The following is a 23,379-nucleotide window of genomic DNA, read 5'->3' as shown; positions in this document are numbered from 1 at the left end:
TGCCCCGCCGCGCCCAGGCGCTGGCGGGTATGGGGCGAACCCGGCTGGCCGCGCAATTGATTGAATTCGCCGCCGCCGCGTCGCCCGCAAGCCAGGAAATCCACGCAGCGCGTGCCGCGATCTATGCCGCCTGCATGCAGGCAGAGACATCCCTGATCGGCAAAGCCATCATGGCCGTCTCGAAACGCGAGTCCGAACAACGATCGGGGGGGTAGACGCGGTCTGGAACGAAACGCAACGATCATTGTGACCGGGTAGGACAGCGTGGCCGCACACCCGGCTTCCGCCACGCTACGATAATCTTGACAGTAGCGTTACCACTCGTTAGGGTTCCACAACTGGTGCGCCTCCTGTTTCGTCAAAGATCGGGGCGCCCGAGTATCACGCCAAGACAAATGAATAAAAAGGCCAAGTCATGCCAGACGACGCACCGGTCTATCGTCAGATAGCATCTATTCCCCTCCTGATGATCAGCGTCCTGATTCTCGTGATACTTTCGACCAAAGGCGTCGGCGTCGCCGCCAACTTGCTCGGTGGAAGTTCCCACCGGCCAGAGGCGGTCTACGGTTTTGCGACGGTTTGCACATTTTTGTCGCTGTGGCTGGTGATGGCGGCCATCTTCTCGTACTTGAACGTCGGACTGAAGAAAAAGACAGAAATGATTACTGGTTTCTACACACCCGAGACCATCGCCGAGTATTTCGATCAATTCTGGGCCGGACGAGACGCGTTATGCAAATCGATCGTCAACTATCGCACCGATCCCACACCCGACAAGGTCAACACCGGAAAAGTGCTGGAGGATGAGTTCCAGGCCCTGTTCGCGGCCGATTTCGGCGTGAAGACCTTCATCTTCCCGGCGATCATTCTGTTGGCCACCGGCACCATCGTGCTGTTCATGGGCTATGCCGGCGGTCTCGGATACGCCGTCTCGCTGGGTGATCCGGCGCAAGTCGTCCCGGTCCAGCCGTTTGGCATCAAGTTGGAACTGATCAGCGTTGCCGCCATCTTCGGTGCGCTTACCTGGGTCGCCTCCGACGTGATCGTCCGATCCCACCAATGGACCCTGCATCCGTCAGACCTCGCCTGGTATGCGCTGCGGTTCATCGTTGCCGTGCCACTTGGGTACGCCTTGGCCCTGGCCGTCGGCGCCAACCCCGCAGCTACAGGCGTCACCGTCCCGCCCGGCATTGGCGCCTTCGCCGCCTTTGTCGGCAGCATGTTTTCACTGGACGCCATAAAGAAGGCCGTGGGTACCGCCGCCACGCGCTTCGGCATGCCGATGAACAGCAGCCCGGAGGAACGAGACGACCTGATCATCAAGCTGGCCGGCGTGGACGACGCGAAGGCGCAGGCGCTGGCCACCGAAGGCCTCAGCACCATCGGCCAGTTGGTCACCGCGGACCCGATCCGGGTCAGCATCCGCACCGGCCTGTCTTTCGAATATGTCCTGAACCTGATCAACGCCGCGCTGCTGTGGGTCTTCGTCGGCAACGCGCTGAAGCAGTTGGCACCATTGGGGCTGCGTGGCGCCTCCGACGTGCTGGCGCTGCATGAGGACTGGCTGCGGGCGGACACCCAGGCGCTGGCAACACTGCGCGAAGCCGACGCCGGCCTGACCAAGGCTAAGGCGGACAGCGCCGCGGCCCCGGCCGATCAGGCCAAGGCGGCTGCCGTGGCGACCGCGGAAAACGCCCGTACGGTCGCACTGGATGCATTTCTCGCGATAACCAGCGCCGACACGACCGTTGTGCCCGCCCATGCCGCCATGATTACCGCACTGACAGTGGCTGCGAAGGAGGGTGGTCCCGGATTGGTGGGAGTAGGCTTCGACACGATCCGGGGGCGTCTGCGAGCAAGCAGCTACGCCGCGTTCGTCAAGAAGTTGCTCGACCAATAACCCCCAACGACTTCGCGCGGACTTGACGGCCGCCCTTCCGGCGGACGGACAATCTGATTACACAACGAATATGGTCGGCCGAAGGGACCCGTTCGCCCAGATTTGATGCCCTGGGTATGTCCTTTCTTCTCCTGTTCGTCTCCGAAAAGGACCATGTTCCCGAACGGAGGCGGAGCAGCGGTGGCCCGGCCTCTTTCGGGGAAAGCAAATAGGAGCAAAGTCATGGGAGGCGCGATCGTATCCACGCGGACGCTCTATGCGGCCCTATGTGAAGTGGAGCGTGGGGTCTACTACGCCAGTTACCCGGAATCCGACCCCAATACGGATAAACTGACAAGCTACCAGACCGGCAGGTCCGCCGCCGACGCGAAGCGCAGGATCGAGTTGAACGCCCGCGCACTCGGCTACGACATCGTCATCTGGCAGCAGACGATCGCCGCCCCACTGTTTGCACGCCACGGCAAACCCGCCGGCCGCCAGTCGGCAACGCCATAAGTGACCGATCGGGGCAACGGCGGGTAACAGTTTGGCCTCGTCATCCGGGTACCGCACTTCCGTAACGTCGGCGTCACGTGCTACCCGGCGCGGCGATGAAGTCTCTGCTGCGCACACCACGGGCCCAGGCCCTGCTGGCGGCTCTACTGGGGGCCTATCTGTCGTTCGCGCTCCGCACCACGCGCTGGACGTTGGATGGGCAGGAGTATTTTCGTCCATTCGGCGCCGGCGCACCCGCGGTCTTTGCCTTCTGGCACGAATTCCTGCCGTTGATGCCCGGTTTGTCGATCATCGCCCGAAAGCTGCCGTTCTATCGTCCGACACCGATCCATACACTGGTCAGCCATCACCGCGACGGCCGGTTCATCGGCGCGGTGGTGCGGCGTTTCGGCATCCTGCCGATCCTGGGATCGTCCTCCAAAGGCGGCGCCGCCGGCCTGCGCAACCTGCTGGCGGTTCTGCGCCGAGGCGACCTGATTGGCATAACGCCGGATGGTCCACGCGGTCCCCGGCGCCAGGCCGCTGCCGGCGTGGCACAACTCGCCGCGCTGTCCGGCGTGCCGGTCGTGCCCCTGGCCGCCCGAACCACCCGCCGCATTCGCCTTAATACCTGGGACCGTATGCCGGTGCCGCTGCCCTTCGGCCGCGGCGTCGTGGTCTGCGGCCCTGCCATCAGCGTGTCGCGACACGGCTGGGAAGACGTCGTCCCGACGATCCAGGACGCACTCAATCAAGTCGCTGATCGGGCGGAGGCACTGTGTCCGGCATAAGCACCAGTGCCCTGGCCACCGGCTGGACCATCGCCGCGACGCTGCTGGCCCCGGCGCTACGCCTGAACCTGCGCCGGCGCGCCGCGAAAGGCCGTGAAATCACCGCCCGCCTGCCGGAACGCCGCGGCATCGATCCCACTCCGCGCCCGGCCGGTCCCTTGCTGTGGATGCACGCCGCCAGCGTCGGGGAAACGATGTCGATCCTGCCCGTGCTGGACGCGCTACGCCACCGCACGAAGGTGCTGCTGACCACTGGAACGGTGACCTCCCAGGCGCTGCTGGACCAGCGGATTCCCGAACAAAATCTTTCGGCCGATGTGCTGCACCGCTTCGCACCGCTGGACGTGCCGTCCTGGGTACAGCGGTTTCTGTCGCATTGGCGCCCCGACGCCGCCTGTTTCGTGGAAAGCGAGCTTTGGCCGAACCAGCTTGCCGCCTGCCGAACGATGGGCATTCCCCTGATGCTGGTCAACGCCAGGATGTCGGATCGCAGTTTCGGCTATTGGCAGCGCGTCCCCGGCCTTGCCCGCCGCGTACTGGGTGGCTTCGCCCGCGTCCAGGCGCGTGGGGACGAGGACGCCGAACGCCTGAAAGCCCTTGGTGCCCCGCACGTCGAAAGCCCGGGAGACCTGAAATTCGCCGCGCCGGCCTTGCCGGTGGACCAGGCCGAATTCGATCGCCTCAACGCCATCCTGGCCGGCCGTCCCGTCTGGCTGGCCGCCAGCACCCATCCGAATGAGGAACCCCTGATCGCCGCCGCGCACCGGGACCTCGCGCCGCGCTATCCCGGCCTGCTGACGATCATCGCCCCTCGTCACCCGGACCGAGGCCCTACGCTCGCCGCGGAACTGCAGGCGCCCCGCCGAACGGCCGGCCAGGGTCCACCCGCCGGCGAAGGGATTTGGATCGCCGACACCATCGGTGAGCTTGGCTTGTGGTACCGTCTGGCCCCGATCGCGTTTGTCGGCCGTAGCCTTATCCCGCCCGGCGGCGGCCAAAACCCGCTGGAACCGGTTCGGTTGGGTTGTGCCATCGCCGTCGGGCCATACACCGGCAATTTCAGCGACCACGTTGCGCTGCTGCGGCAAGCAGGCGGACTGGTCGAGGTCGCCGACGCAGCCACGCTTGCGTCATTTGTCTCCAGCATGCTCGATAACCCCGACCAGCGCCGCCGCCTGGGGGAACACGCCGCGGCCGCCGTGCGCCGCCACGCCGACCTGCCCGCCCGCACCGCCGAAACCCTATTGTCCCTGCTGCCGGCCCAAAATCTCGCGTCATCACCGGCTCAAAATCTTGAGTCACCACCGGGCCAAAACATTGTGTCATCACCGGGTTTGGCCCGGTGACCCGCGACTTTACCTGATCATGCCCTCGGCCCCGTCCTTCTGGTCGCACGACGGCCTGTTGGCCCGAACGCTCTCGCCGCTATCCGCCATCGGATCCGCCCTGACCGCCACACGCATCGCCCGCCCCGGCTGGCGCGCACCGGTCCCGGTGATCTGCTGCGGCAACGTCACCGTCGGGGGCGCCGGCAAGACCACCTTGGTGCTCGATCTCGCGCAACGCCTGTCCGGCCGAGGCGTCCATATCCTGCTACGTGGCTACGGTGGCGCCTCACGCGGCCCGCATCGCGTCGCCCCCGACGATCCAGTGTCACTGGTCGGCGACGAAGCCCTGCTATTGGCCCGAGCCGCCCCCACCTGGACCGGCGCCGACCGAGCCGCCAGCGCTCGGGCCGCTGTCGCGGCAGGGGCAAAAATCCTGCTGATGGATGACGGCCTGCAAAACCCAACCCTGGTCAAGACCGCCTCCCTCCTGGTGATCGACGGCCGGACCGGCTTCGGCAACGGCCGAGTCCTGCCGGCCGGTCCGCTGCGGGAACCCGTCGCCTCGGCCGCCGCGCGCTGCCACGCCGCCGTCCTGATCGGTCAGGACGCGACAGGCGCGATCAGTCGCCTGCCGCCAACCCTGCCGGTTTTGCGCGCCAACCTCGTCCAGGACCCATCCATCGCCGCACTGGCCGGTTGCAAGGTGCTGGCCTTTGCCGGGATCGCACGGCCCGAGAAATTCTTCGAGCCGCTACGCCAGGCCGGCGCGATCCTGGTCGCAATCCGTCCATTCCCGGATCACCACCCCTACACCACCCGAGAATTGGACCAACTGCTTCACCACGCCCAACATCAGGAAGCCATACCGGTCACCACGCCAAAAGACGCCGTCCGCCTGCCGCCTTCCGTTCGTGCGCGGGTCACGGTTGTCGGCGTCGGCCTGGAATGGTGTGAACCGGGCCAAATCGATCGTCTGCTCGAAAAGATGATCGCCGCCGACCCCTCCTTCATGGCTTAATGCCCGCCATGCAGCACGACCTGGTTTTCCTGTTCGACGTGGACAACACGCTGCTGGACAACGACCATGTCCAGCGCGATCTCCGCCAGCACCTGACGACCAATTACGGGCAGACGGCGAACGATCGCTACTGGGCGCTGTTCGAGGATTTGCGAAGTACCCTGGGTTACGCCGACTATCTGGGCGCCCTCCAGCGCTACCGGCTGGAGGATCTGCACAACCCGAAAGTTCTCCGCATCGCCAACTGGCTGGCTGACTACAAGTTCGCCGACCGCCTGTATCCCGGCGCGCTGGACGTCGTGCGCCACGTCTCGGCGTGGGGACCGGCGGTCATCCTGTCCGACGGCGACGCGGCGTTCCAGCCGCGGAAAGTCGAACGCTCCGGCCTGTGGCAGGCCTTCGCCGACAACGTGCTGATCTACATCCATAAGGAGCAGGCGCTGGACGACGTCGAACGCCTATATCCCGCGCACCACTACGTCATGATCGACGACAAACTGCGCATTCTGGAGGCACTGAAGCAGCAATGGGGCGACCGCGTCACCACGGTCTTCCCCCGCCAGGGACACTACGCCTTCGATCCGGAGGAACTCCGTAAGCGAAAACCCGCCGACATAGCCATCGACGCGATCGGCGACCTGCTGGCATTTGGACGTGAGCGCTTTACGGGCTGATCCAGCCGGACCAACGTCACCCAATCATCAGAGAGACCCCCCATGTTCATCGCCATGAACCGCTTCAAGGTTCTGCTCGGTGCCGAAGCGGCGTTCGAGGAGGTCTGGACCTCCCGCGACACGCATTTGCCCGGCGTGCCGGGTTTCGTGTCCTTCCACCTGCTGCGTGGACCGGTTCGGGAGGATCATGTTCTGTATTCGTCGCACACTATCTGGCGTGACAAAACGGCGTTCGAGGCATGGACCAACTCGGAAGCATTCCGCCAGGCGCATCGTAGCGCCGGCGGCAACAAGCCGCTCTACCTCGGCCATCCCGAGTTCGAAGGCTTCGAGGTCATCCAGACAGTCGGCTAACCCGACCTGCTGCCCAACCTGCTCCCCAACCTGCTCCCCTGGCCCGGATCGCGTAAGCCGCCCCGCGCTGGTCCGGAATTTGCAGCGACGCGAACATGAACATAACAACTATGGTGTTTAGCCTCGCACTGGGGCAGGGTTACCGTCGCGTTACGTGGGACAGTCGCGCACAACAATCGAATACGCAGGGACGGCATAAAAATGGATCGTAGGGGCTTCCTGAAAACGGCTGCCATCGCGGCAACCGGCGCATTGGCGGCGCCGCGCCTGTCTCTGGCGGCGGACAGTAAGACACTACGCTTCGTACCCCAGGCCAACCTCGCCAACCTCGATCCCATCTGGACCACGCAATATGTCGTACGCAATGGCGGGCTGCTGATCTGGGACACGCTGTTGGGCGTCGACGATCAGTTGCAGGCGAAACCGCAAATGGCGGAGTCGTGGGAGAACACGCCCGACTTCAAGACCTGGACTTTCAAGCTGCGTCCCGGCCTGAAATTCCACGATGGTGAACCGGTGCTGGCCAAGGATGTCGTCGCCAGCATCAAGCGCTGGATGGTGCGTGACGCCCCGATGGGCGTGCCGATCAAGAAGCGAACCGACGCGCTGGAGGTGGTGGACGACCGGACCTTCCGCTTCCGGCTCAACCTGCCCTACCCGAAGATGCCGTTCGCGCTGGGGAAAAGCAGCACGCCCTGCCTGTTCATCATGCCCGAACGGATCGCCCTGACGGACCCGTTCAAGCAGATAACCGAATACGTCGGCTCCGGCCCGATGCGCTTCAAGAAAGAAGAATGGGTCCCCGGCGCCAAGGCGGTGTTCGAGAAATTCGACGGCTACGCGCCGCGCGCGGAAAAGGCCAACTGGCTGTCCGGCGGCAAGCGCATCAACTTCGACCGGATCGAGTGGCAGATCGTTCCCGACGGCGCCACCGCGGCCGCCGCGCTGCAGAACGGCGAGGTCGATTGGGTGGAGACTCCGCTGCCCGACCTGTATCCGCTGCTGGCGAAGAGCGCGGGCGTCAAGGTGGATGTCGCCGACCCGCTGGGCAACATTGGGTCCTTCCGCCTCAACCACCTGAACCCGCCGTTCAACGACGTGCGCGCCAGACGGGCCGTGCAGATCGCGCTGAGCCAGGAAGACTACATGGAAGCGGTGGTCGGCGACGACACGTCACTGTGGAAAACGCTGCCAGGCTTCTTCACCCCGAACACCCCACTGTATACAGAGTTCGGCGGCGAGCCCCTGAAGGGCAAACGCGACTACGACCAGGCCAAGAAACTGCTCGCCGAGGCCGGCTACAAGAACGAGCCGATCATCCTGCTGGTCGCCACCGACGTTGCCATCACCAAGGCGCAGGGCGACGTGACCGCTGATCTGTTGAAGCGGATCGGCATGAACGTGCAGTACCAGGCGTTGGATTGGGGCACTGTCGGGCAACGGCGTGCCAGCAAGGAACCGATCGATAAGGGCGGCTGGAATATCTTCCACACCTGGCATGCCGGCGCCGACTGCGTGAACCCAGCACCCTACACCGCCCTGGACGCCAGCGGCGATACCGCCTGGTTCGGCTGGCCGAAGTCCGATGCGGTGCAGGCGAAAATCGCCGAGTGGTACGAAGCGCCCGATCCGGCGACCGAAAAGAGGGTGATCGCCGACCTGAACAAAGCGGCGATGGACGACGTGGTCTATATCCCCACCGGGTTCTTCCAGTTCAAGCAGGCCTGGCGGGCGAACCTCGCCGGGGTGGTGAAAGCGCCGTTCCCGGTGTTCTGGGATGTGACTAAGGCGTGAGGGGCATGCGCTGATGCTGTCCTATATCGTTCGGCGAATCCTTTCCACGATCCCGGTCATGCTGATCGTGGCGCTGTTCGTCTTCAGTCTGTTGTACATCGCACCCGGCGATCCCGCCGCGATCATCGCCGGCGATCAGGCCACGCCCGCCGACGTCGAGCGGATCCGCATCTCGCTGGGTCTGGACCGGCCGTTCCTGGTTCGATTCGGCGATTGGTTCTGGCATGTGCTGCATGGTGACCTGGGCACGTCGATTTTCACCAACCTGCCGGTCACCCATATGATCGCGCAACGGATCGAGCCCACGGTGTCGCTGCTGATCCTGACCCTGCTCATTTCGCTGGTGTTCGCCATTCCGATGGGCGTGCTCGCGGCCTGGAAACACGGAACCTGGATCGACCGCACCGTAATGATGACCGCGGTGATGGGGTTTTCGACACCCGTCTTCGTCATCGGCTACGTGCTGGCCTACGTCTTCGCGCTGCGGCTGGATTGGTTGCCGGTGCAGGGATTTACCCCCATCGAGGATGGCTTCTGGCCGTTCCTGCGCACCTTGATCCTGCCGTCGGTAGCACTGGGCCTGATCTACATGGCCCTGATCGCTCGTATTACGCGGGCGACCATGCTGGACGTGCTGTCACAGGATTATGTGCGAACCGCCAAGGCCAAGGGAGTCGGCCAGCGCGGGCTGCTGTTCGTGCATGCCCTGAAAAATGCGGCGGTCCCGATCGTCACCATCGTCGGCATCGGCTTCGCGGCACTGATCGGCGGCGCGGTGGTGACCGAGAGTGTGTTTGCCATCCCCGGCCTGGGCCGGCTGACAGTCGATGCCATCCTGCGGCGCGACTACCCGGTGATTCAGGGCGTCGTGCTGTTGTTCAGCTTCGCCTATGTGCTGATCAACCTGGGGGTTGATCTCCTCTACACGCTGTTTGACCCGAGGATCCGCTATTGAGCGCAACAGCCCCAGGGCATGTCGCCGGCGCGCCGACGCTGCCCGCCATCCTGCCGGTGCCGAAGCAACGTGGCCGGATCATGGGTTTTGTCTATCGGCATCCGACCATCGTCATTGGCGGGCTGCTGGTCGGGGTGATGATCTTTATCGCGATATTCGCGCCTTATCTGGGCACCACGGACCCGACCGCGCTCGCGCCCGCCAAGCGGACCCGCGAACCCTCCGCGATATACTGGTTCGGCACCGACATGCTGGGGCGCGACGTCTATTCGCGCGTGATGTACGGGTCGCGGGTTTCGCTGCTGGTGGGATTCTCAGTGGCGTTCTGCGCTTCCATCCTGGGCACGCTCATTGGCGTGGTCGCCGGCTTCATCCGAAGCGTCGATGCGGTGGTGATGCGGATCATGGACGGGCTGATGTCGATCCCGTCCATTCTGCTGGCGATCGCGCTGATGGCGTTGACCCGAGCGTCGGTGCAGAACGTGATCGTGGCGATCACCATCGCCGAGTTTCCGCGTGTCTCCCGCCTGGTGCGCGGCCTGGTGCTGTCGTTGCGGGAACAGCCCTATGTCGAGGCCGCCATCGCCTCCGGCACGCGGGTGCCGGTGATCATCTGGAAGCACATTCTGCCCAACACCCTGGCAGCGCTGATGGTGCAGGCGACGTTCATCTGCGCCTCAGCCATGATCACCGAGGCCACGCTGTCGTTCATCGGCGCCGGCACGCCACCGATCGTCCCAAGCTGGGGGAACATCATGGCCGAGGGACGAGCCTTGTGGCAGGTGAAACCCTACATCGTGTTCTTCCCGGCCATCTTCCTGTCGGTCACGGTTTTGGCGGTGAATCTGCTGGGTGACGGCCTGCGGGATGCGCTCGATCCGCGTCTGGCGAAGCGGCTCTGACCGATGGCATTGCTCGAAGTCCAGAACCTGCAAACCCATTTTGGCACACCGGACGGCGTCGTTCGCGCTGTCGAGGGCCTGTCGTTTCATATCGATGCCGGTGAGACGCTGGGCATCGTTGGCGAATCCGGCTGCGGCAAGTCCGTTACCTCGATGTCGATCCTCCGGCTGATTCAGGAGCCTCCGGGCAAGATCGCCGGCAGCATCCGCTTTGAAGGGCGTGATTTGTTGACCGTGTCCGAACAGGAGATGCGCGGCATCCGCGGCAACGCGATCTCGATGATCTTCCAGGAGCCGATGACCAGCCTGAACCCGGTGCTGACCGTCGGCCAGCAGATCGGCGAGACCGTCCGGTTGCACCAGGGAATGAATGCCCGCGATGCTGAGGCAAAAGCGGTCGACATGCTGACCCTGGTCGGCATTCCGGCCCCTGGACGGCGGGTCCGGGAATATCCGCATCAATTGTCGGGTGGCATGCGGCAGCGGGTGATGATCGCCATGGCGCTGGCGTGCAATCCGAAACTGCTGATCGCCGACGAACCGACCACGGCGCTGGACGTGACCATCCAGGCGCAGATCCTTGACCTCATGCGCGACCTGAAGACGCGAATGGGATCGGCGATCATGCTGATCACCCACGATCTGGGCGTGGTCGCCGAAATGGCGCAACGGGTCGTGGTGATGTACGCCGGACGGAAGGTCGAGGAAGCGCCGGTCAATGAAATCTTCGCCCGTCCGATGCATCCCTACACACGGGGGCTGTTGGGCGCGGTGCCGAAACTCGGTGCGTCCCTCGACCAGGGCGGCCGAGCCAGGTTGGCGGAAATCGAGGGACTGGTGCCGAGTTTGCGAAAACCGATCGTAGGATGTGCGTTTGCCGGACGCTGCTCGATGGTCACCGACCTCTGCCGGACGGTGGCGCCGGCGATCGAACGGAAGGCGCCCGGACACAGTGCCGCCTGTCACTATGCCGGCCAGATGGTGGCGGCATGAACGCTGATCGCCCTCTGCTGGAGGTAAACGCCCTCAAGAAGCACTTCCCGATTCATGGCGGGTTGCTGGGCCAGGTCACCGCCAAGGTCTATGCCGTCGATGGCGTGACGTTCGATATCCGCCGCGGCGAGACGCTGTCGCTGGTGGGCGAATCAGGCTGCGGCAAGTCCACCGTCGGCAAGGCGATCCTGCGCCTGTTCAGCCTGACCGAAGGCGAGGTCTATCTGGACGGCGAGCGTATCGACAACATGCGGGCCGGCAAGCTGCGGATGATGCGCAAGCGGGTCCAGGTGGTGTTCCAGGACCCGTTCAGCAGCCTGAATCCGCGGATGAGGGTGCGCGATATCCTGGCCGAACCACTGGTCAATTTCGGCATGGTGCACGGCCGGCGGGATCTGAACGAAAAAGTCGAGGCGCTGATGGACAAGGTCCGTCTGCCGCGCGATGCCATCAACCGGTTTCCGCACGAATTCTCCGGCGGGCAGCGCCAGCGGATCGGTATTGCGCGTGCCTTGGCGCCAGGCGCCGACCTGATTATCTGCGACGAAGCGGTGTCGGCGCTGGATGTTTCGGTCAAAGCGCAGATCATCAACCTGCTGGCCGATTTGCAGGACGAGCTTGGTCTTGCGCTGCTGTTCATCAGCCACGATCTGGCGACGGTGGAGCACCTGACGCACCGGGTCGCGGTCATGTATCTCGGCAAGATCGTTGAGCTGACCGACCGGCGCACACTGTTCGCCGAATCGCACCATCCTTACACGCGCGCCCTGCTGTCCGCCGTGCCGGTGCCCGATCCGACCGCCAGGCGGCAGCGGGTCATCCTGAAGGGCGACGTCCCAAGCCCGATCAATCCACCGACGGGGTGCCGGTTCCATACGCGGTGTCCGTTTGTGTTCGACCGGTGTCGGGTTGAAGAGCCGCTGCTGCGCCCGGTCGGCGATGGACACCTGTCAGCCTGCCATCTGAACCAGGTTCCGGGTGGCCAGGTCCTGCCGACTGCGGCATAAGGGCGACGACCCTAAATCAATGGGATCAAAGGGGGCCTGCCCCCTTTGCGGGTCCAGGGCAGAGCCCTGGCCTTACTGATCAGGAGCCCGCCCCGTATGCACGCCCCCGGCGCGCTCTTCCCCGCCAGCGAACCGATCCGCCTGCCCGCGGGCCGGCCGATCCTGTGTATCATCGTGGACGCGGAGGAAGAATTTCACTGGGGCCGTCCCGTTTCCGCCCGCAACAACACCACCTCCTCGATCCGCTACCAGAAGCGCGCGCATGAGGTCTTCTCCTGCTACGACGCCCGCCCGACCTATCTGGTCACTTACCCGATCGCCTCCGATCCATCCGCCGCGTCCGTGCTGCGCGAGTACCTGGCGGACGGCCGCTGCGACATCGGGGCGCAATTGCATCCCTGGGTCACGCCGCCGTTCGACAGCGAAACCGAGGAACGGCTGTCCTTCCCCGGCAACCTGCCCCCGGCCATAGAGCGCGAAAAGCTGCACCGGCTGGCCGAGGCCGTGCGTGACAGCTTCAATGTCCAACCCACCGTGTACAAAGCGGGCCGCTACGGCTTCGGGCCATCCACCGCGACCTTGCTGGACGACGAAGGGTTCCTCGTCGATACCAGCCTGATCCCGCGCACGCGCTACACGCGGGCCGGCGGTCCGGATTTTTCCGCCTTCGACTACGGCCCATTCTGGTTCGGCGCCCGCCGCCGGCTGCTGGAACTGCCGGTGACACGCGCGCTGACCGGGTTGATGGCGAACGGCATGCCGTCGGTCTACGGCCTGGCGGAACGAAATCCATTCCGTTCCCTGCGGGCCGCCGGCCTGCTCGCGCGTGCGGGCCTGCTGGAACGGATCACGCTGTCGCCGGAAGGCTCCGACCTAGACGCGATGCTGCGGCTGACGCGGACCCTGCTGCGGCGCGGCGAGCGGATTTTCACCTTGAGTTATCACAGCCCGTCGTTGGAACCGGGCAACACGCCCTATGTGCGGACCCACCGCGACCTGGCGGTGTTCCTGGACCGGATTTCCGGCTTCCTGAGTTTCTTCCGCGACGAACTCGGCGGCGTATTCCTGACCGTCAAGGAACTGCACGACCAGCTTCGTGTGGGCTCCCCAGCCGACGCGATCGAAGCGCCTGCCGCCGTCGAACCGCCGGTCCAGGGAGCCAACCGCTGCCTGGTGGTCGCCAACACGTTCCCGCCGATCCATGGCGGATCGGCCATCGTCTATGACAGCCTGGCGCGTTTCGGCGGTGGCCGGGTCTCGGTGCTGGCGCCGCAGGAGGATTACCGCGATGGCTGGCCGATCCAGGGCTGGCGGGAATTCGATCGTAGCGCGCCCTTCAAGGTCCATCGCATCCGCCTGCTGCGCACGCTGTTTCGGCCGGAGGACGCGGGCACGCTGCAACGCATCCGCGGCCTGCTGGCGGACGTGGCGATCCGCCTGGCCGTGTTGCGCGGCATCGGCCGCATCGTCCGGACCGAGAAAATCGCCGTGCTGTGCATCGGCGAACTTGTGGCGGGCGGCTGGCTGGCGCGAGCCTGCCAGGCGCTGTTCGGGCTGAAAACCGTGATCTACATCCATGGCGAGGAAATCAGCACGCGCACCGACTACGACGAAAGCGGCCAACGGCGGCGACGGGCGCTGGAGGCGGCGAACGGTGTCGTCGCGGTCAGCCGCTTCACCCGGGACATGCTGATCAGCGATTTTGGCGTGTCGCACGGGAAGATCGAGCTGGTGTCGAATGGGGTCGATCTCGCCCGTTTCGTGCCGCGCCCGCGGCCGGATGACCTTGTCGCCCGCTATCGGCTGGAAGGGCGGCGTGTCCTGCTGACGATCAGCCGGCTGTATGCCCGCAAGGGGATGGACCGGGTGATCGAGAGCCTGCCGTTGGTGATCCAGCAATTTCCCGACCTGGTCTATCTGATCGTCGGTGAGGGAACCTATCGCTCGACCTTGGAGAAACTGGTCGCCGATCACGGCCTGGGCCACCACGTCATGTTCACCGGCGCGGTCCCCGACTACGAACTGACGGACCATTACAGCCTGGGCGATGTGTTCATCATGGCGAACCGGGAAATGCCGGACGGCGAAACCGAGGGTTTCGGCCTGGTGTTCCTGGAGGCGAATGCGTGCGGCTTGCCGGTGATCGCCGGCAAGGCAGGGGGCAGCGTGGATGCCGTGACCGACCAGGTGAACGGGCTGGTCGTGGACGGCGACGACACCGGCTCCATCGCGGCGGCGATCATTCGGATGTTCGAGGACGACGGGCTGCGCGAAAGTCTGCGCGTCGCGGGGGCCGAAGTCGCACAGGCCTCCGGCTGGGACCGGCGGGTGGACCAGTTCCTGCGGCTGTGCGACCAACTGACCGCGGCGGCTTCTACCGGTCCGCGTTAATACCAATCGCCGTTGAGGCCGACCCTTGATTCGTCATGGCCCGGCGTCCGTCCGGGCCGTCCGCCCCAGCAGGGTGCTGGATCGGAAGCCCCGGACTTCGTTGGCCTGGGACAAGACGGATGTATCGACGTCAACGCGGACTGGTATCAGGCATCACCCGCCAGAAGCCCCTCGAAATACGCGATCGTGCGGCGCAGGCCCTCATCCAGCGGCACTGTCGGCTCCCATCCCAGCACCTGCCTCGCCAGCGTGATGTCCGGACAGCGCTGCATCGGGTCGTCCTGCGGCAGCGGCCGATGGACGATCTTCGATGGCGAATTGGTCAGCGCGATCACCCGTTCGGCCAGCTCTCGCACCGGGATCTCGTGCGGGTTGCCGATGTTGATCGGGCCGGTGAAGTCCGCGCCGGTTCCCATCAGCCGGATCAAGCCATCGACCAGGTCGTCGACATAGCAGAATGCGCGTGTCTGGCCGCCGTCCCCATACAGCGTGATGTCCTCGCCCTTCAACGCCTGGACGATGAAGTTGGACACGACCCGGCCGTCGTTCGGATGCATCCGCGGGCCGTAGGTGTTGAAGATACGGGCGACCTTGATCCGCACCTTGTGCTGCCGGTGGTAGTCGAAAAACAGCGTCTCGGCGCAGCGTTTGCCTTCATCGTAGCAGGCGCGAGGACCCAGCGGGTTGACGTTGCCGCGGTATGCCTCGGTTTGCGGGTGGACCGTCGGGTCGCCATAGACCTCGCTGGTGGACGATTGCAGGATTTTCGCGCCGATCCGCTTGGCCAGGCCCAGCATGTTGATGGCGCCGATGACGCTGGTCTTGGTGGTCTGCACCGGGTCGAACTGATAATGGATCGGTGACGCGGGGCAGGCGAGGTTGTAAATTTCATCCACTTCCACGTACAGAGGGAAGGTGACGTCGTGGCGGAACGCCTCGAAGTTTTGGTGTCCGAGGAGCTGCGCGATGTTGTCCTTCCGTCCGGTGAAATAATTGTCCACGCACAAGATGTCGTTGCCTTCGTCCAGCAGGCGCTGGCACAGGTGGGACCCGAGGAAGCCGGCGCCGCCGGTGATCAGGATACGCTTGCGAGTCAGGGGCATGATGGGCCTTTGGGGTGACATCGTTCGCGATAGCTACCGTGGCTTGACGGGAAGGTCCAACATTCAACTGGCTTTGAGAGCGAACGCGTGGATCATGGCATGGACGTAAGCGTCGTCATTCCAAGCTACAATCGTGCCGATTTGCTTCCGTTAACACTGGACGCGGTGTTGGCCCAGACCATCCAGCCGCGCGAGGTGATCGTCGTCGACGACGGCTCGCGTGACGATACGTTCGCGCTGCTCGTTCGGTATCAGCCTCGGGTCAGGGTCATCGCGATCGAGAATTCGGGTAGTATCGTTGCGCGCAACGTTGGGCTGCGGGCGGCAGCCGGGACGCTGGTCGCATTCTGCGACAGCGACGATCTGTGGCGACCGGATTTCCTGGAGCGAATGAGGGCTCTATGGTCCGCGGAACCGCGGCTGGAGGTTGCCTATGCGAACTTCCACACCGTTCGGGACGATGTGTGGAGCACGGGGACCAAATTCGATGAGGCGCCCCCCCGTTATTGGGATGGCCTGCGCTCGGTCGGTGAGGGGCTCGGCGTGTTTGACCAACCAATCGTCGATCGCGTGGTGAAGTGGCAGCCGTTTTTCCAGTCGGCCGTGGTCGTGGATCGCGCGACGATGCTGCGGGCCGGCGGATGGGATGAAGGCGTGGGCCGAACGATCGGCGACGATTTCGGCACTGTCCTGCGTATGGCCGAGTTCGTACCGTTCGGCGTCCTGTTCTTGCCTCTGGTCGGCATCCGCAAGCACCCCGGCAATTTCTCGGCAAACACCCGGGCGATGAATTTAGGAGATGCGAATATTTTGGAATACGTGCTGGCATCTCGGCCATCGCTTGCGCCTCATGAGGCACTGATCCGAGAAAGTGTCGCGCGGCGTCGGCGGGAGGCGTTGGAAAGCGCGTTCGCGGACGGGGATTTCGCGGCGGTGCGGGCGATTTACGAACGGTTGCCAGCGTCGTCACTGACCATCAAGCTGAACTTGAAACATCTGTTGGCCGGTTTACCCATGCCCCTGGCGGCTGGAATGGCACGGATATCATTCGGCGCTCGTTCCATCTTGCGGTGATGGGCGGCGATAACCGCTACCGCTGACTGTCCTCGCCGACGGCCATCGCATCACCAAGTACCCGAAGATATCCACATCCGTCGCGCAGGTCGGGCTCCAGATGATTACCCTCGGCCCACTCGTTCCAGGATTTCAGGAAGATGAGCCTGCGTTCGGGCTCATAACGCGAGGTAAGGTCGAGCGCGGCGTTGATCAGGCGTGAAAACTGCTCCGGTGAGGCGCCCCGCAGCACGACCCCGTTCTTTCCGGATCGTGGCGTATTGTCCCATGCGTGGATTAGGCACGGATGCCATTCGTAAGGCAACGACCGCAGGGCTTCCAACTCGGAAACGAAGTGCGCCGCCGGGTGGAACGTCGGCAACCCCGCGATGATCGCCGCCTGTCGCTTGAGCCACTTGATGGGTTGTCGCTTGGACACCCAGGGCCGGTTCAGGATCAACGGCTGACAGATTTTCCCGTCATAACCGTTCGCCTCGGGCGCCCACTTCCCATCCGCCGACACGCCCAGGACATGCAATCCGGCGAGGCCGGCGGCTCTGGCCATGCTCCGCCACAGGTCGAGCGCCCGCCTGGCGTCTGGCAACTTTTCCGGCTTGTAGATGCAGAAAACCGGCTTGCCATCGATGGTAATGTGCCTGCGATCGGCGAATGCCGGCAGAAGGCTATCGAAATGGGCGCGGTGATCGGCCTCGCCGGGATAAGTCTGCTCGATCAGGATGTGATTGCCGGCGCCATGCCAAATGCCCGTCCACGTCTCGTTCGCCCAACATAGGCAAAACGGAAAATCGGGTTTTCCGGAGGCAACAACCTCATTGAACGGCCGCTCCAGGATACGGCGGCCGTTACCGAACCAATAATGATAGTAGCAGAAGGCCTCAATGCCATATTGACGGGCGAGATTGGCCTGGTCTTCGCGTGTTTCCGCCAGGCGCAGGTCATAGAACCCCAAATCGGCCGGCACATGCGGCTGGTAATGCCCCGGAAACAGTGGCCTCGCCTTCGCGGTGTTAGTCCATTCGGTGAAGCCGCGGCCCCACCATTCGTCGTTCTCCGCCACCGGATGAAATTGCGGCAGGTAGAGTGCGATCAGTCGAACCGGGGTCATGCGGAGCCCATTGCTCAGGTGACTGGGTGAGTTGTGCGGCGGACTTCATGGATCAGCAGGAAAAGCTCCTTGACGATAGGATGCTGCAACAGAAAGACCGCGATACACCATGCCGCGCCTCCGGTCGCCACACCGGCGGCCAACATAAGGACGTTCTGCCCGGCCAAAGCTGGCAGGTTGACCACCAAAAACGCCGGAACGGCACACAGAAAGGTCACGCCGACGCTTTTGCAGGCGGCTCGCAACAGTTCAGGCAAACGTATGCCGGTGGCCTTTCCCAGATAGTGCGCGTTGATCAGCAGATTGAGCAGTCCATAGCCGATATTACCAATAGCGACCCACATGATGCTGAAATTGGCGGTGACCGCGATGATCCCGAGCAGCGATATCTGTAAGCCCATGGCGATACGCGGGATCATGCGCACCCATCCTGTCGCGCTGAGGTACAAGCTAACCATCGGGGCGAATAATGTTAGGCCGTAAGACAGAGCCAAAGGTGGGATCAGTGGGGCCGAACCGACCCAATTGCGTCCGAGAAGACACCACACCAACGGCTCCGCAACGATCGAAATCACCGCAAGAACCGGGAGTGCGGCTCCGGTAACCAGGGTCACAGCTCGCAGATAGGGTTGCCGCACATTCTCGCCGCTTCGGTGTGCCGAAGCGAATGCCGGGAACGCAACGGTCTGCACGCCCGACAACACCATTTCATGGAATATGACGACAATGCCGTTTCCTCGGTTGTAGAGGCCGAGAGCTTGGTAGCCGAGCAGTCGGCCTATGATCAGATCGGGCAGACGTCCAGACAGCTGGTTGATGATGTTGGCGCCACTGATATAAGTCCCGAACGAGGCCAGGGCGCGCCATTCTCGTAGCGATGGCACGAAATGATCCCAGCTTCGCGCCGATAAACTAGCGACCAAGGCAGTGGTAACATTCATCGCAAGCATGCCGCAGGTCAGTGCCATCGCGCCCCATCCGCGATAGGCCAGGATAATAGATACCGCAGCGTTCATAATGTTGCTGGCAAGCGAGACACGCAAGAGAATACCGAATGCCATTTCTCTATTGAGTAAGGCGAGGACCGTGCTGCTGAATGGTGCAACGAAGAATGAACAGCAGACGACGGCGATCAGATCCGCCAGCGCGGGTGTTCCGTAAATGCTGGCGATCCAACCACGTGACAGGAAGATCACCGTACCCAAGGTCCACGCTAAAACCAGGGTCAGTCCGAAGGCCGTGCGGATTTTGTGCGGCGTAAGGTCTTTCTCTTGAATTAGAAACTCACCGACGCCGAAATCCCGGATCGCCTGCGCCAGCAGCACCACGGACGCGGCGACCGAGAAGAGCCCGGTCTCTGCCGGTGCGATCAGGCGCGCCAAAACCATCGTCGAGAGAAAATTGACAACCAGCACGGCGTATCGGTTGATGAATACGATTGCTAACGCGTGACGAAGCCCCGCCGGGCGGTCGCATCGCTGGGTCACATCAGTTCGCTGAATTTTGCCAGGGCCGCGTCATCGATGCGGTCTAGAATGATCGTGCCCCAGCGAGCAAGCCTTAGTTGTCCGACGACCGCTTGGCTCTGCCGTATCTTGGTTTTCCTCATTTATGGTCCAACGATATCGTTCGCGTTCTGACGTGTTATATGGTCAGCAAGGGGCACGAGTGAGAATTGTATCATATAGAGATTTACGATCCAAAAAATACACCAATCACGTCTGCGCCATCAGCGCTGCTTCGGATACGACCGAACGGGACACCGTCAACATGCCGGTCGCGGCACTGATCTTCATGCCGCGACAATGTCCTTGCCAATGATCCGATCGTAGGGGTGCGAAAGTCGCCCAATGGGCTTGGTTGCATTTGACCGGCGGACAAGCTACGAGGTCCGGATATCGTACAAACCAGCCATGGCTGCTACCAATGACGTTGACAGGAACGCCGTGGAATCACATTGTTGATGGGATTTCAGGTCCGGTTTACGCAATGTCATCCCCCCTTCGTTTGAACAGCTCGCTGCGGGATGTTGCGGTTCAGATACGGCAATTAGTGCGCGACCTAGGGCTTCAACCGGCGACTGCGAGGCAAATCGCAAAAGTAATGTTGCGCACCACGTCTGGGGTCGCCGAGGGACAGGTTATCGAAGGAGTGCGACGTAAGGCGCAAGTCGATTTCAGTATGTCTGTGCCGTTCGGTTTTATCTCCGGACTGGAGCCGCCGGTGGATCTTCGTATTGCCGCCATTCTCCACTTGTTTCATCCTGATTTATCTGCCGAATTCCTTGAGGCTCTTACCCAGGTTCCGGGTTGTCTTGATGTGTTCATCTCCACCGACTCTGACGAGAAAAGTACAGAAATCCTCAAGGTGTTCAGAAACTGGGAGAAAGGTGATGTCGACGTTCGCGTCCTGCCGAATCGGGGCCGCGATATAGGCCCAAGGCTGACGGCGTTTCGTGATGTGCACGCGAAATACGATCTTTTGCTTTACTTGCAGTCAAAGCGCGATAGCCATCTGGTCGATGGGCCACCGTGGCGCCGCTACCTGTTGCATTCCTTGGTTGGATCGCCTGCAATCGTGAGGAGTATACTGGAGGCATTCCATCGCGACCAGCGTCTTGGCATTATCATGCCGCAGCATTGGGGGCCGATCCGACATCGGTTGGACTGGGGAAGCAATTTCATAGGTGCTCGAAATCTATCGCGCCGCATGGGCATTCGGCTAACGCCGGCGCATGTCATTGATTTTCCATCTGGATCGATGTTTTGGGCGCGGCCGGCCGCGCTACGACCGATCTTGGATCTTGGATTGCGGCCGGAGGATTTTCCCGAGGAATCCGGCCAATTCGATGGCACATTAGCCCACGTGTTGGAACGTCTTTTTTTGTATGCCTGCGAGGCCGCGGAATATCGTTGGGTCAAGGTTTGTGACTCGGCTGGGTCCGACGACAAGCGTGCGGTCATTTCAATCGACACGGCAGGAGCCCTCGATGTCTATCGACAGCGCTTCGATTATCGCCTTACTGCGCTAGGGCCACGTTGATAGTGCCCCAGCAAGCCCTTGGTTGTGCAGGCCGATCAGCACTGGACTACCAGAGACGAATCGGTCCTGCCCAGTATCTTTCTTCGCCGAACAGAGCAATCAATGTCCGAACGCGAAGATAATCAGATCGCAGCCCGCTTGCGAGGTTCGCCCCAATGTAGTGCCTGCGCATGATTGCAAACTGTTTACGCGCATCAGTCGGAGGAGTGGCCCCTTTTTTGAAGCCGAGAAAATATAGGTCTCGGGACGCCCAATTTGTAAAGAAAGAGAAGAAGTCTAAGTCGCTCCGCAATGAATCGATTGTTTTGAAGTCTCTCGCTGTCAGGTTTTTATAGTATTCCCATCCTAATCCGACGGAAAGTGGCGAATCGGCCGGATCGGTTCGTGTGGTTCCATGTTCTTTTCGGCCTATCGTCGCACACGTCATGATGACCAGGCCACCGGGGCGGCAGATCCTGATCATGTTGGTCATGGTTTCTCTCCAATGCGGATTATGCTCCATGACCTCGCACGAAATGACGGTGTCGAAATCGTTGCTCGGGCCATCGTACTCCTGCCCCTGGCAGGCGACATCCACGCCAGGGCCTTCCGCCACGTCCAGACCGGTGTATGAGCCGCCTTTGAAGAATTTACGAATCGTCCCGTTGATGTCCAGACTGCCTATTTCAAGGGTTTTGCTTCCAGTGAAAAAGCTAGGGAAAGCCGATTGGACTTTATGCACAAATTCCAGTTGTTCGGGATGTGCCATGATATGATCTCCACTTTCTTTACATGTTAGACACCCGACTGGGCAAAGGTCGCGATCACCAGTGTGGCCGAAGCGGCGACTTCTTGATGCGTTGTTGGATGGCGGACACGATTCGATTAATTATGCGATGACATCCCCCGATCCCCTACCCCAAAATCCCGTGGCCGCAACCCCGCATGCAGCCACGTAATCAACGAATAAACATCGAACACCGGCACCCCCAGCGCCGCCCGCAGCGCATGCGCGTAAGGCGGCATATTGGTGCATTCAAGCACCACCGCCCCGACATCCGGATGCGCTGCCATCAACCGCTGCCCGGCCTCCAGGATATCCCTGACCGCCAGTGTGACATCCATATTCTCCGATTCCCCCCGGATCAGCACCCGGAAGAACTCGACACCCCGTTCCGTCCCCTCCACAGGCGTGTCCGCCGGTACCCCGGCCGCCGCCAGATGCGCGGGTGTCAGTGATCCAGCCGACACCGTGATCACCCCCACCCGCTTGCCGGGGGGCAACGAAGCCTGCACCCACGGCACCTGCATCAGTGAACTCGTCGCCACCGGCACCCGCACATGCGCCGCCAACTCCCGCTGGAACAGTGACAGAAACCCGCAGTTCGTGGTGATCGCCTCGGCCCCGATCGACACCAGTTCCGCCGCCGCCTCCAGGAACGCCGGCAGCAGCCCCGCCGCCCCCTGCAGCACCACCCGTTCCGGACTCGCGCCCTTCACCACGCGGTAAAGCACCGGGAACGGCCACGTCCCCGCGTTTCCCATATCCCCCGGGATCCGGGGAAACCGCGCCTCCAGCATCAGGATGCCGAGCGGCGCGCCGTAGATGGCTTTGCCACCAGTCGCAATGGATTTCATGGACCCCATCTTGCCGCAAACCCACGGCGCGGGCGAGTATCCAGTCGCACCATCACCAAGAGGAAACCACCATGGCCGAACGCCCCTTCACCCAGGCCGATCTCGACGTCCTGGCCCAATGGGACACCCCTACCATCTGCAACGGCCTTGAAATCGTGGTGCCGGAACGGCGCGCCTTCGGCTTCACGGTCGAGCCGATGGTCTGCATCGACCCGAAGGCCAAGCCGATCGTCGGCCTGGCGCGTGTCGGCATGATCCGCGCGACGGAGCCGCCGCGGTCCAAGGTCGCCGACCGAGCCGACTGGTACGATTACGTCGCGCGTGTCGATCTGCCGACGATCGCGGTGCTGCAGGACATCGACGGGCGGCTGGGGTACGGCGCCTATTGGGGAGAGGTCCAATCGACCATCCACAAGGCGCTGGGCGCCATCGGCTGCGTCACTAACGGATCGTTCCGCGACCTGGATATGTGGGCGCCCGGCTTCCAGATGGTCGGCGGACGGGTCGGACCCAGCCACGCGCATGTCCACATGGTGGATTTCGGCAAGCCGGTGAATATTTTCGGCATGCATGTGGCACATGACGATGTGATCCATGCCGATTTCCACGGTGCGGTCGTTGTCCCCGCCGACGCGGTGCGCAAATTGCCGGCGGCGATCGACCTGGTCTCGCGGCGGGAAGCTGTGATCCTGGAGGTGTGCAAGTCGCCCGGCTTCACCCCCGCCAAGCTGCGCGAAGCCCTGCGGAAGTCCGGGGAAATTCACTAGCTCTTTGTTTTCAGTGGCCTGCCGATCCCAGAAATCCGTCGCAGAATGCGACGAACTTCTGGGGCAGGACACTAGTCTTACTGTGTCATA

General features: G+C 62.8%; 22 protein-coding genes. 17 read left to right on the top strand and 5 right to left on the bottom strand.

Translation table 11 applies throughout. The features are described from left to right. From GSQ89_RS33975 to GSQ89_RS33910, 14 genes are all read left to right on the top strand, one after another. The coding region (locus GSQ89_RS33975; protein ID WP_216856547.1) for a hypothetical protein at nt 1-215 on the top strand (215 nt) is incomplete at its 5' end. Nucleotides 216-466: 251 nt separating this feature from the next. Further along, nucleotides 467-1,900, top strand: coding sequence for a hypothetical protein (locus GSQ89_RS33970; protein ID WP_158932545.1), 1,434 nt, complete (start codon nt 467-469; stop codon nt 1,898-1,900). A gap of 222 nt (nt 1,901-2,122) precedes the next feature. Further along, nucleotides 2,123-2,395, top strand: a complete 273-nt coding sequence (locus tag GSQ89_RS33965) for a hypothetical protein (protein WP_158932544.1) — start codon at nt 2,123-2,125, stop codon at nt 2,393-2,395. A gap of 95 nt (nt 2,396-2,490) precedes the next feature. Then, a complete protein-coding gene (locus GSQ89_RS33960; protein ID WP_158932543.1) occupies nt 2,491-3,165 on the top strand; it encodes a lysophospholipid acyltransferase family protein in 675 nt (224 codons plus the stop codon). Beyond that, nucleotides 3,153-4,511 (top strand): 3-deoxy-D-manno-octulosonic acid transferase, encoded by a 1,359-nt coding sequence (locus tag GSQ89_RS33955; RefSeq protein WP_254073506.1) that lies wholly within the window; start codon nt 3,153-3,155, stop codon nt 4,509-4,511. The genes GSQ89_RS33960 and GSQ89_RS33955 overlap by 13 nt, the downstream gene beginning before the upstream one ends. A gap of 19 nt (nt 4,512-4,530) precedes the next feature. Next, entirely contained in the window at nt 4,531-5,511 is a 981-nt protein-coding gene (gene lpxK, locus GSQ89_RS33950) for a tetraacyldisaccharide 4'-kinase (protein ID WP_158932542.1), read from the top strand. 8 nt (nt 5,512-5,519) lie between these two features. Continuing rightward, on the top strand, nt 5,520-6,185 hold the full coding sequence (locus GSQ89_RS33945; RefSeq protein ID WP_216856546.1) for an HAD family hydrolase: 666 nt from the start codon (nt 5,520-5,522) through the stop codon (nt 6,183-6,185). A gap of 42 nt (nt 6,186-6,227) precedes the next feature. Continuing rightward, a complete protein-coding gene (locus tag GSQ89_RS33940; protein ID WP_158932540.1) occupies nt 6,228-6,539 on the top strand; it encodes an antibiotic biosynthesis monooxygenase in 312 nt (103 codons plus the stop codon). Nucleotides 6,540-6,740: 201 nt separating this feature from the next. Next, a complete protein-coding gene (locus GSQ89_RS33935) occupies nt 6,741-8,333 on the top strand; it encodes an ABC transporter substrate-binding protein (RefSeq protein WP_158932539.1) in 1,593 nt (530 codons plus the stop codon). A 13-nt stretch (nt 8,334-8,346) separates the two neighbouring features. Next, complete coding sequence (locus GSQ89_RS33930; protein ID WP_158932538.1) at nt 8,347-9,288, top strand: ABC transporter permease; 942 nt, start codon at nt 8,347-8,349, stop codon at nt 9,286-9,288. Continuing rightward, nucleotides 9,285-10,190 carry an ABC transporter permease gene (locus GSQ89_RS33925; RefSeq protein ID WP_254073505.1) on the top strand — a complete coding sequence of 302 codons (906 nt, stop codon included), beginning with the start codon at nt 9,285-9,287 and terminating at the stop codon, nt 10,188-10,190. Before GSQ89_RS33930 ends, GSQ89_RS33925 begins: the two co-directional genes overlap by 4 nt. Nucleotides 10,191-10,193: 3 nt before the next feature. Next, complete coding sequence (locus GSQ89_RS33920) at nt 10,194-11,183, top strand: ABC transporter ATP-binding protein (RefSeq protein WP_158932537.1); 990 nt, start codon at nt 10,194-10,196, stop codon at nt 11,181-11,183. Further along, on the top strand, nt 11,180-12,190 hold the full coding sequence (locus GSQ89_RS33915) for an ABC transporter ATP-binding protein (protein ID WP_158932536.1): 1,011 nt from the start codon (nt 11,180-11,182) through the stop codon (nt 12,188-12,190). Before GSQ89_RS33920 ends, GSQ89_RS33915 begins: the two co-directional genes overlap by 4 nt. Nucleotides 12,191-12,286: 96 nt before the next feature. Continuing rightward, on the top strand, nt 12,287-14,581 hold the full coding sequence (locus GSQ89_RS33910; RefSeq protein ID WP_158932535.1) for a glycosyltransferase: 2,295 nt from the start codon (nt 12,287-12,289) through the stop codon (nt 14,579-14,581). A 146-nt stretch (nt 14,582-14,727) separates the two neighbouring features. Here GSQ89_RS33910 and GSQ89_RS33905 read toward each other — a convergent pair whose 3' ends face one another. Next, nucleotides 14,728-15,684: a UDP-glucuronic acid decarboxylase family protein gene (locus GSQ89_RS33905; protein WP_158932534.1), complete on the bottom strand. Its 957-nt coding sequence runs from the start codon at nt 15,682-15,684 to the stop codon at nt 14,728-14,730. Nucleotides 15,685-15,783: 99 nt separating this feature from the next. Between GSQ89_RS33905 and GSQ89_RS33900 the strand changes: the two genes are divergently transcribed. Continuing rightward, nucleotides 15,784-16,758, top strand: a complete 975-nt coding sequence (locus tag GSQ89_RS33900) for a glycosyltransferase family 2 protein (protein ID WP_158932533.1) — start codon at nt 15,784-15,786, stop codon at nt 16,756-16,758. Between the two features lie 16 nt (nt 16,759-16,774). Here GSQ89_RS33900 and GSQ89_RS33895 read toward each other — a convergent pair whose 3' ends face one another. Both GSQ89_RS33895 and GSQ89_RS33890 read right to left on the bottom strand, forming a co-directional pair. After that, nucleotides 16,775-17,863 (bottom strand): glycoside hydrolase family 99-like domain-containing protein, encoded by a 1,089-nt coding sequence (locus GSQ89_RS33895; protein WP_158932532.1) that lies wholly within the window; start codon nt 17,861-17,863, stop codon nt 16,775-16,777. 14 nt (nt 17,864-17,877) lie between these two features. Beyond that, nucleotides 17,878-19,278: a lipopolysaccharide biosynthesis protein gene (locus tag GSQ89_RS33890; RefSeq protein WP_158932531.1), complete on the bottom strand. Its 1,401-nt coding sequence runs from the start codon at nt 19,276-19,278 to the stop codon at nt 17,878-17,880. A 688-nt stretch (nt 19,279-19,966) separates the two neighbouring features. On the opposite strand from GSQ89_RS33890, the gene GSQ89_RS33885 reads away from it, so the two are divergent. Continuing rightward, on the top strand, nt 19,967-20,905 hold the full coding sequence (locus tag GSQ89_RS33885) for a rhamnan synthesis F family protein (RefSeq protein ID WP_158932530.1): 939 nt from the start codon (nt 19,967-19,969) through the stop codon (nt 20,903-20,905). Nucleotides 20,906-20,951: 46 nt separating this feature from the next. Here the strand turns inward: GSQ89_RS33885 and GSQ89_RS33880 are convergent, their stop codons facing one another. Further along, nucleotides 20,952-21,653, bottom strand: coding sequence for a class I SAM-dependent methyltransferase (locus GSQ89_RS33880; RefSeq protein ID WP_158932529.1), 702 nt, complete (start codon nt 21,651-21,653; stop codon nt 20,952-20,954). A gap of 116 nt (nt 21,654-21,769) precedes the next feature. Next, complete coding sequence (locus tag GSQ89_RS33875; protein WP_254073504.1) at nt 21,770-22,522, bottom strand: aspartate/glutamate racemase family protein; 753 nt, start codon at nt 22,520-22,522, stop codon at nt 21,770-21,772. Nucleotides 22,523-22,593: 71 nt separating this feature from the next. Between GSQ89_RS33875 and GSQ89_RS33870 the strand changes: the two genes are divergently transcribed. After that, a complete protein-coding gene (locus tag GSQ89_RS33870; protein ID WP_158932527.1) occupies nt 22,594-23,289 on the top strand; it encodes an RraA family protein in 696 nt (231 codons plus the stop codon). Nucleotides 23,290-23,379: the final 90 nt, after the last annotated feature.

The sequence above is a fragment of the Acidisphaera sp. S103 genome, from assembly GCF_009765975.1.
Classification (GTDB): domain Bacteria; phylum Pseudomonadota; class Alphaproteobacteria; order Acetobacterales; family Acetobacteraceae; genus Rhodopila.
This window is presented reverse-complemented; position numbering and strand designations above follow the sequence as displayed.

Bases quoted from the DNA above. Each gene is read 5' to 3' on its own strand.
- GSQ89_RS33970 (WP_158932545.1), top strand. From the start codon at position 467: ATGATCAGCGTCCTGATTCTCGTGATACTTTCGACCAAAGGCGTCGGC.
- GSQ89_RS33965 (WP_158932544.1), top strand. From the start codon at position 2,123: ATGGGAGGCGCGATCGTATCCACGCGGACGCTCTATGCGGCCCTATGT.
- GSQ89_RS33960 (WP_158932543.1), top strand. From the start codon at position 2,491: ATGAAGTCTCTGCTGCGCACACCACGGGCCCAGGCCCTGCTGGCGGCT.
- lpxK (WP_158932542.1), top strand. From the start codon at position 4,531: ATGCCCTCGGCCCCGTCCTTCTGGTCGCACGACGGCCTGTTGGCCCGA.
- GSQ89_RS33945 (WP_216856546.1), top strand. From the start codon at position 5,520: ATGCAGCACGACCTGGTTTTCCTGTTCGACGTGGACAACACGCTGCTG.
- GSQ89_RS33940 (WP_158932540.1), top strand. From the start codon at position 6,228: ATGTTCATCGCCATGAACCGCTTCAAGGTTCTGCTCGGTGCCGAAGCG.
- GSQ89_RS33935 (WP_158932539.1), top strand. From the start codon at position 6,741: ATGGATCGTAGGGGCTTCCTGAAAACGGCTGCCATCGCGGCAACCGGC.
- GSQ89_RS33930 (WP_158932538.1), top strand. From the start codon at position 8,347: ATGCTGTCCTATATCGTTCGGCGAATCCTTTCCACGATCCCGGTCATG.
- GSQ89_RS33920 (WP_158932537.1), top strand. From the start codon at position 10,194: ATGGCATTGCTCGAAGTCCAGAACCTGCAAACCCATTTTGGCACACCG.
- GSQ89_RS33915 (WP_158932536.1), top strand. From the start codon at position 11,180: ATGAACGCTGATCGCCCTCTGCTGGAGGTAAACGCCCTCAAGAAGCAC.
- GSQ89_RS33910 (WP_158932535.1), top strand. From the start codon at position 12,287: ATGCACGCCCCCGGCGCGCTCTTCCCCGCCAGCGAACCGATCCGCCTG.
- GSQ89_RS33905 (WP_158932534.1), bottom strand. From the start codon at position 15,684: ATGCCCCTGACTCGCAAGCGTATCCTGATCACCGGCGGCGCCGGCTTC.
- GSQ89_RS33900 (WP_158932533.1), top strand. From the start codon at position 15,784: ATGGACGTAAGCGTCGTCATTCCAAGCTACAATCGTGCCGATTTGCTT.
- GSQ89_RS33895 (WP_158932532.1), bottom strand. From the start codon at position 17,863: ATGACCCCGGTTCGACTGATCGCACTCTACCTGCCGCAATTTCATCCG.
- GSQ89_RS33885 (WP_158932530.1), top strand. From the start codon at position 19,967: ATGTTGCGCACCACGTCTGGGGTCGCCGAGGGACAGGTTATCGAAGGA.
- GSQ89_RS33880 (WP_158932529.1), bottom strand. From the start codon at position 21,653: ATGGCACATCCCGAACAACTGGAATTTGTGCATAAAGTCCAATCGGCT.
- GSQ89_RS33875 (WP_254073504.1), bottom strand. From the start codon at position 22,522: ATGAAATCCATTGCGACTGGTGGCAAAGCCATCTACGGCGCGCCGCTC.
- GSQ89_RS33870 (WP_158932527.1), top strand. From the start codon at position 22,594: ATGGCCGAACGCCCCTTCACCCAGGCCGATCTCGACGTCCTGGCCCAA.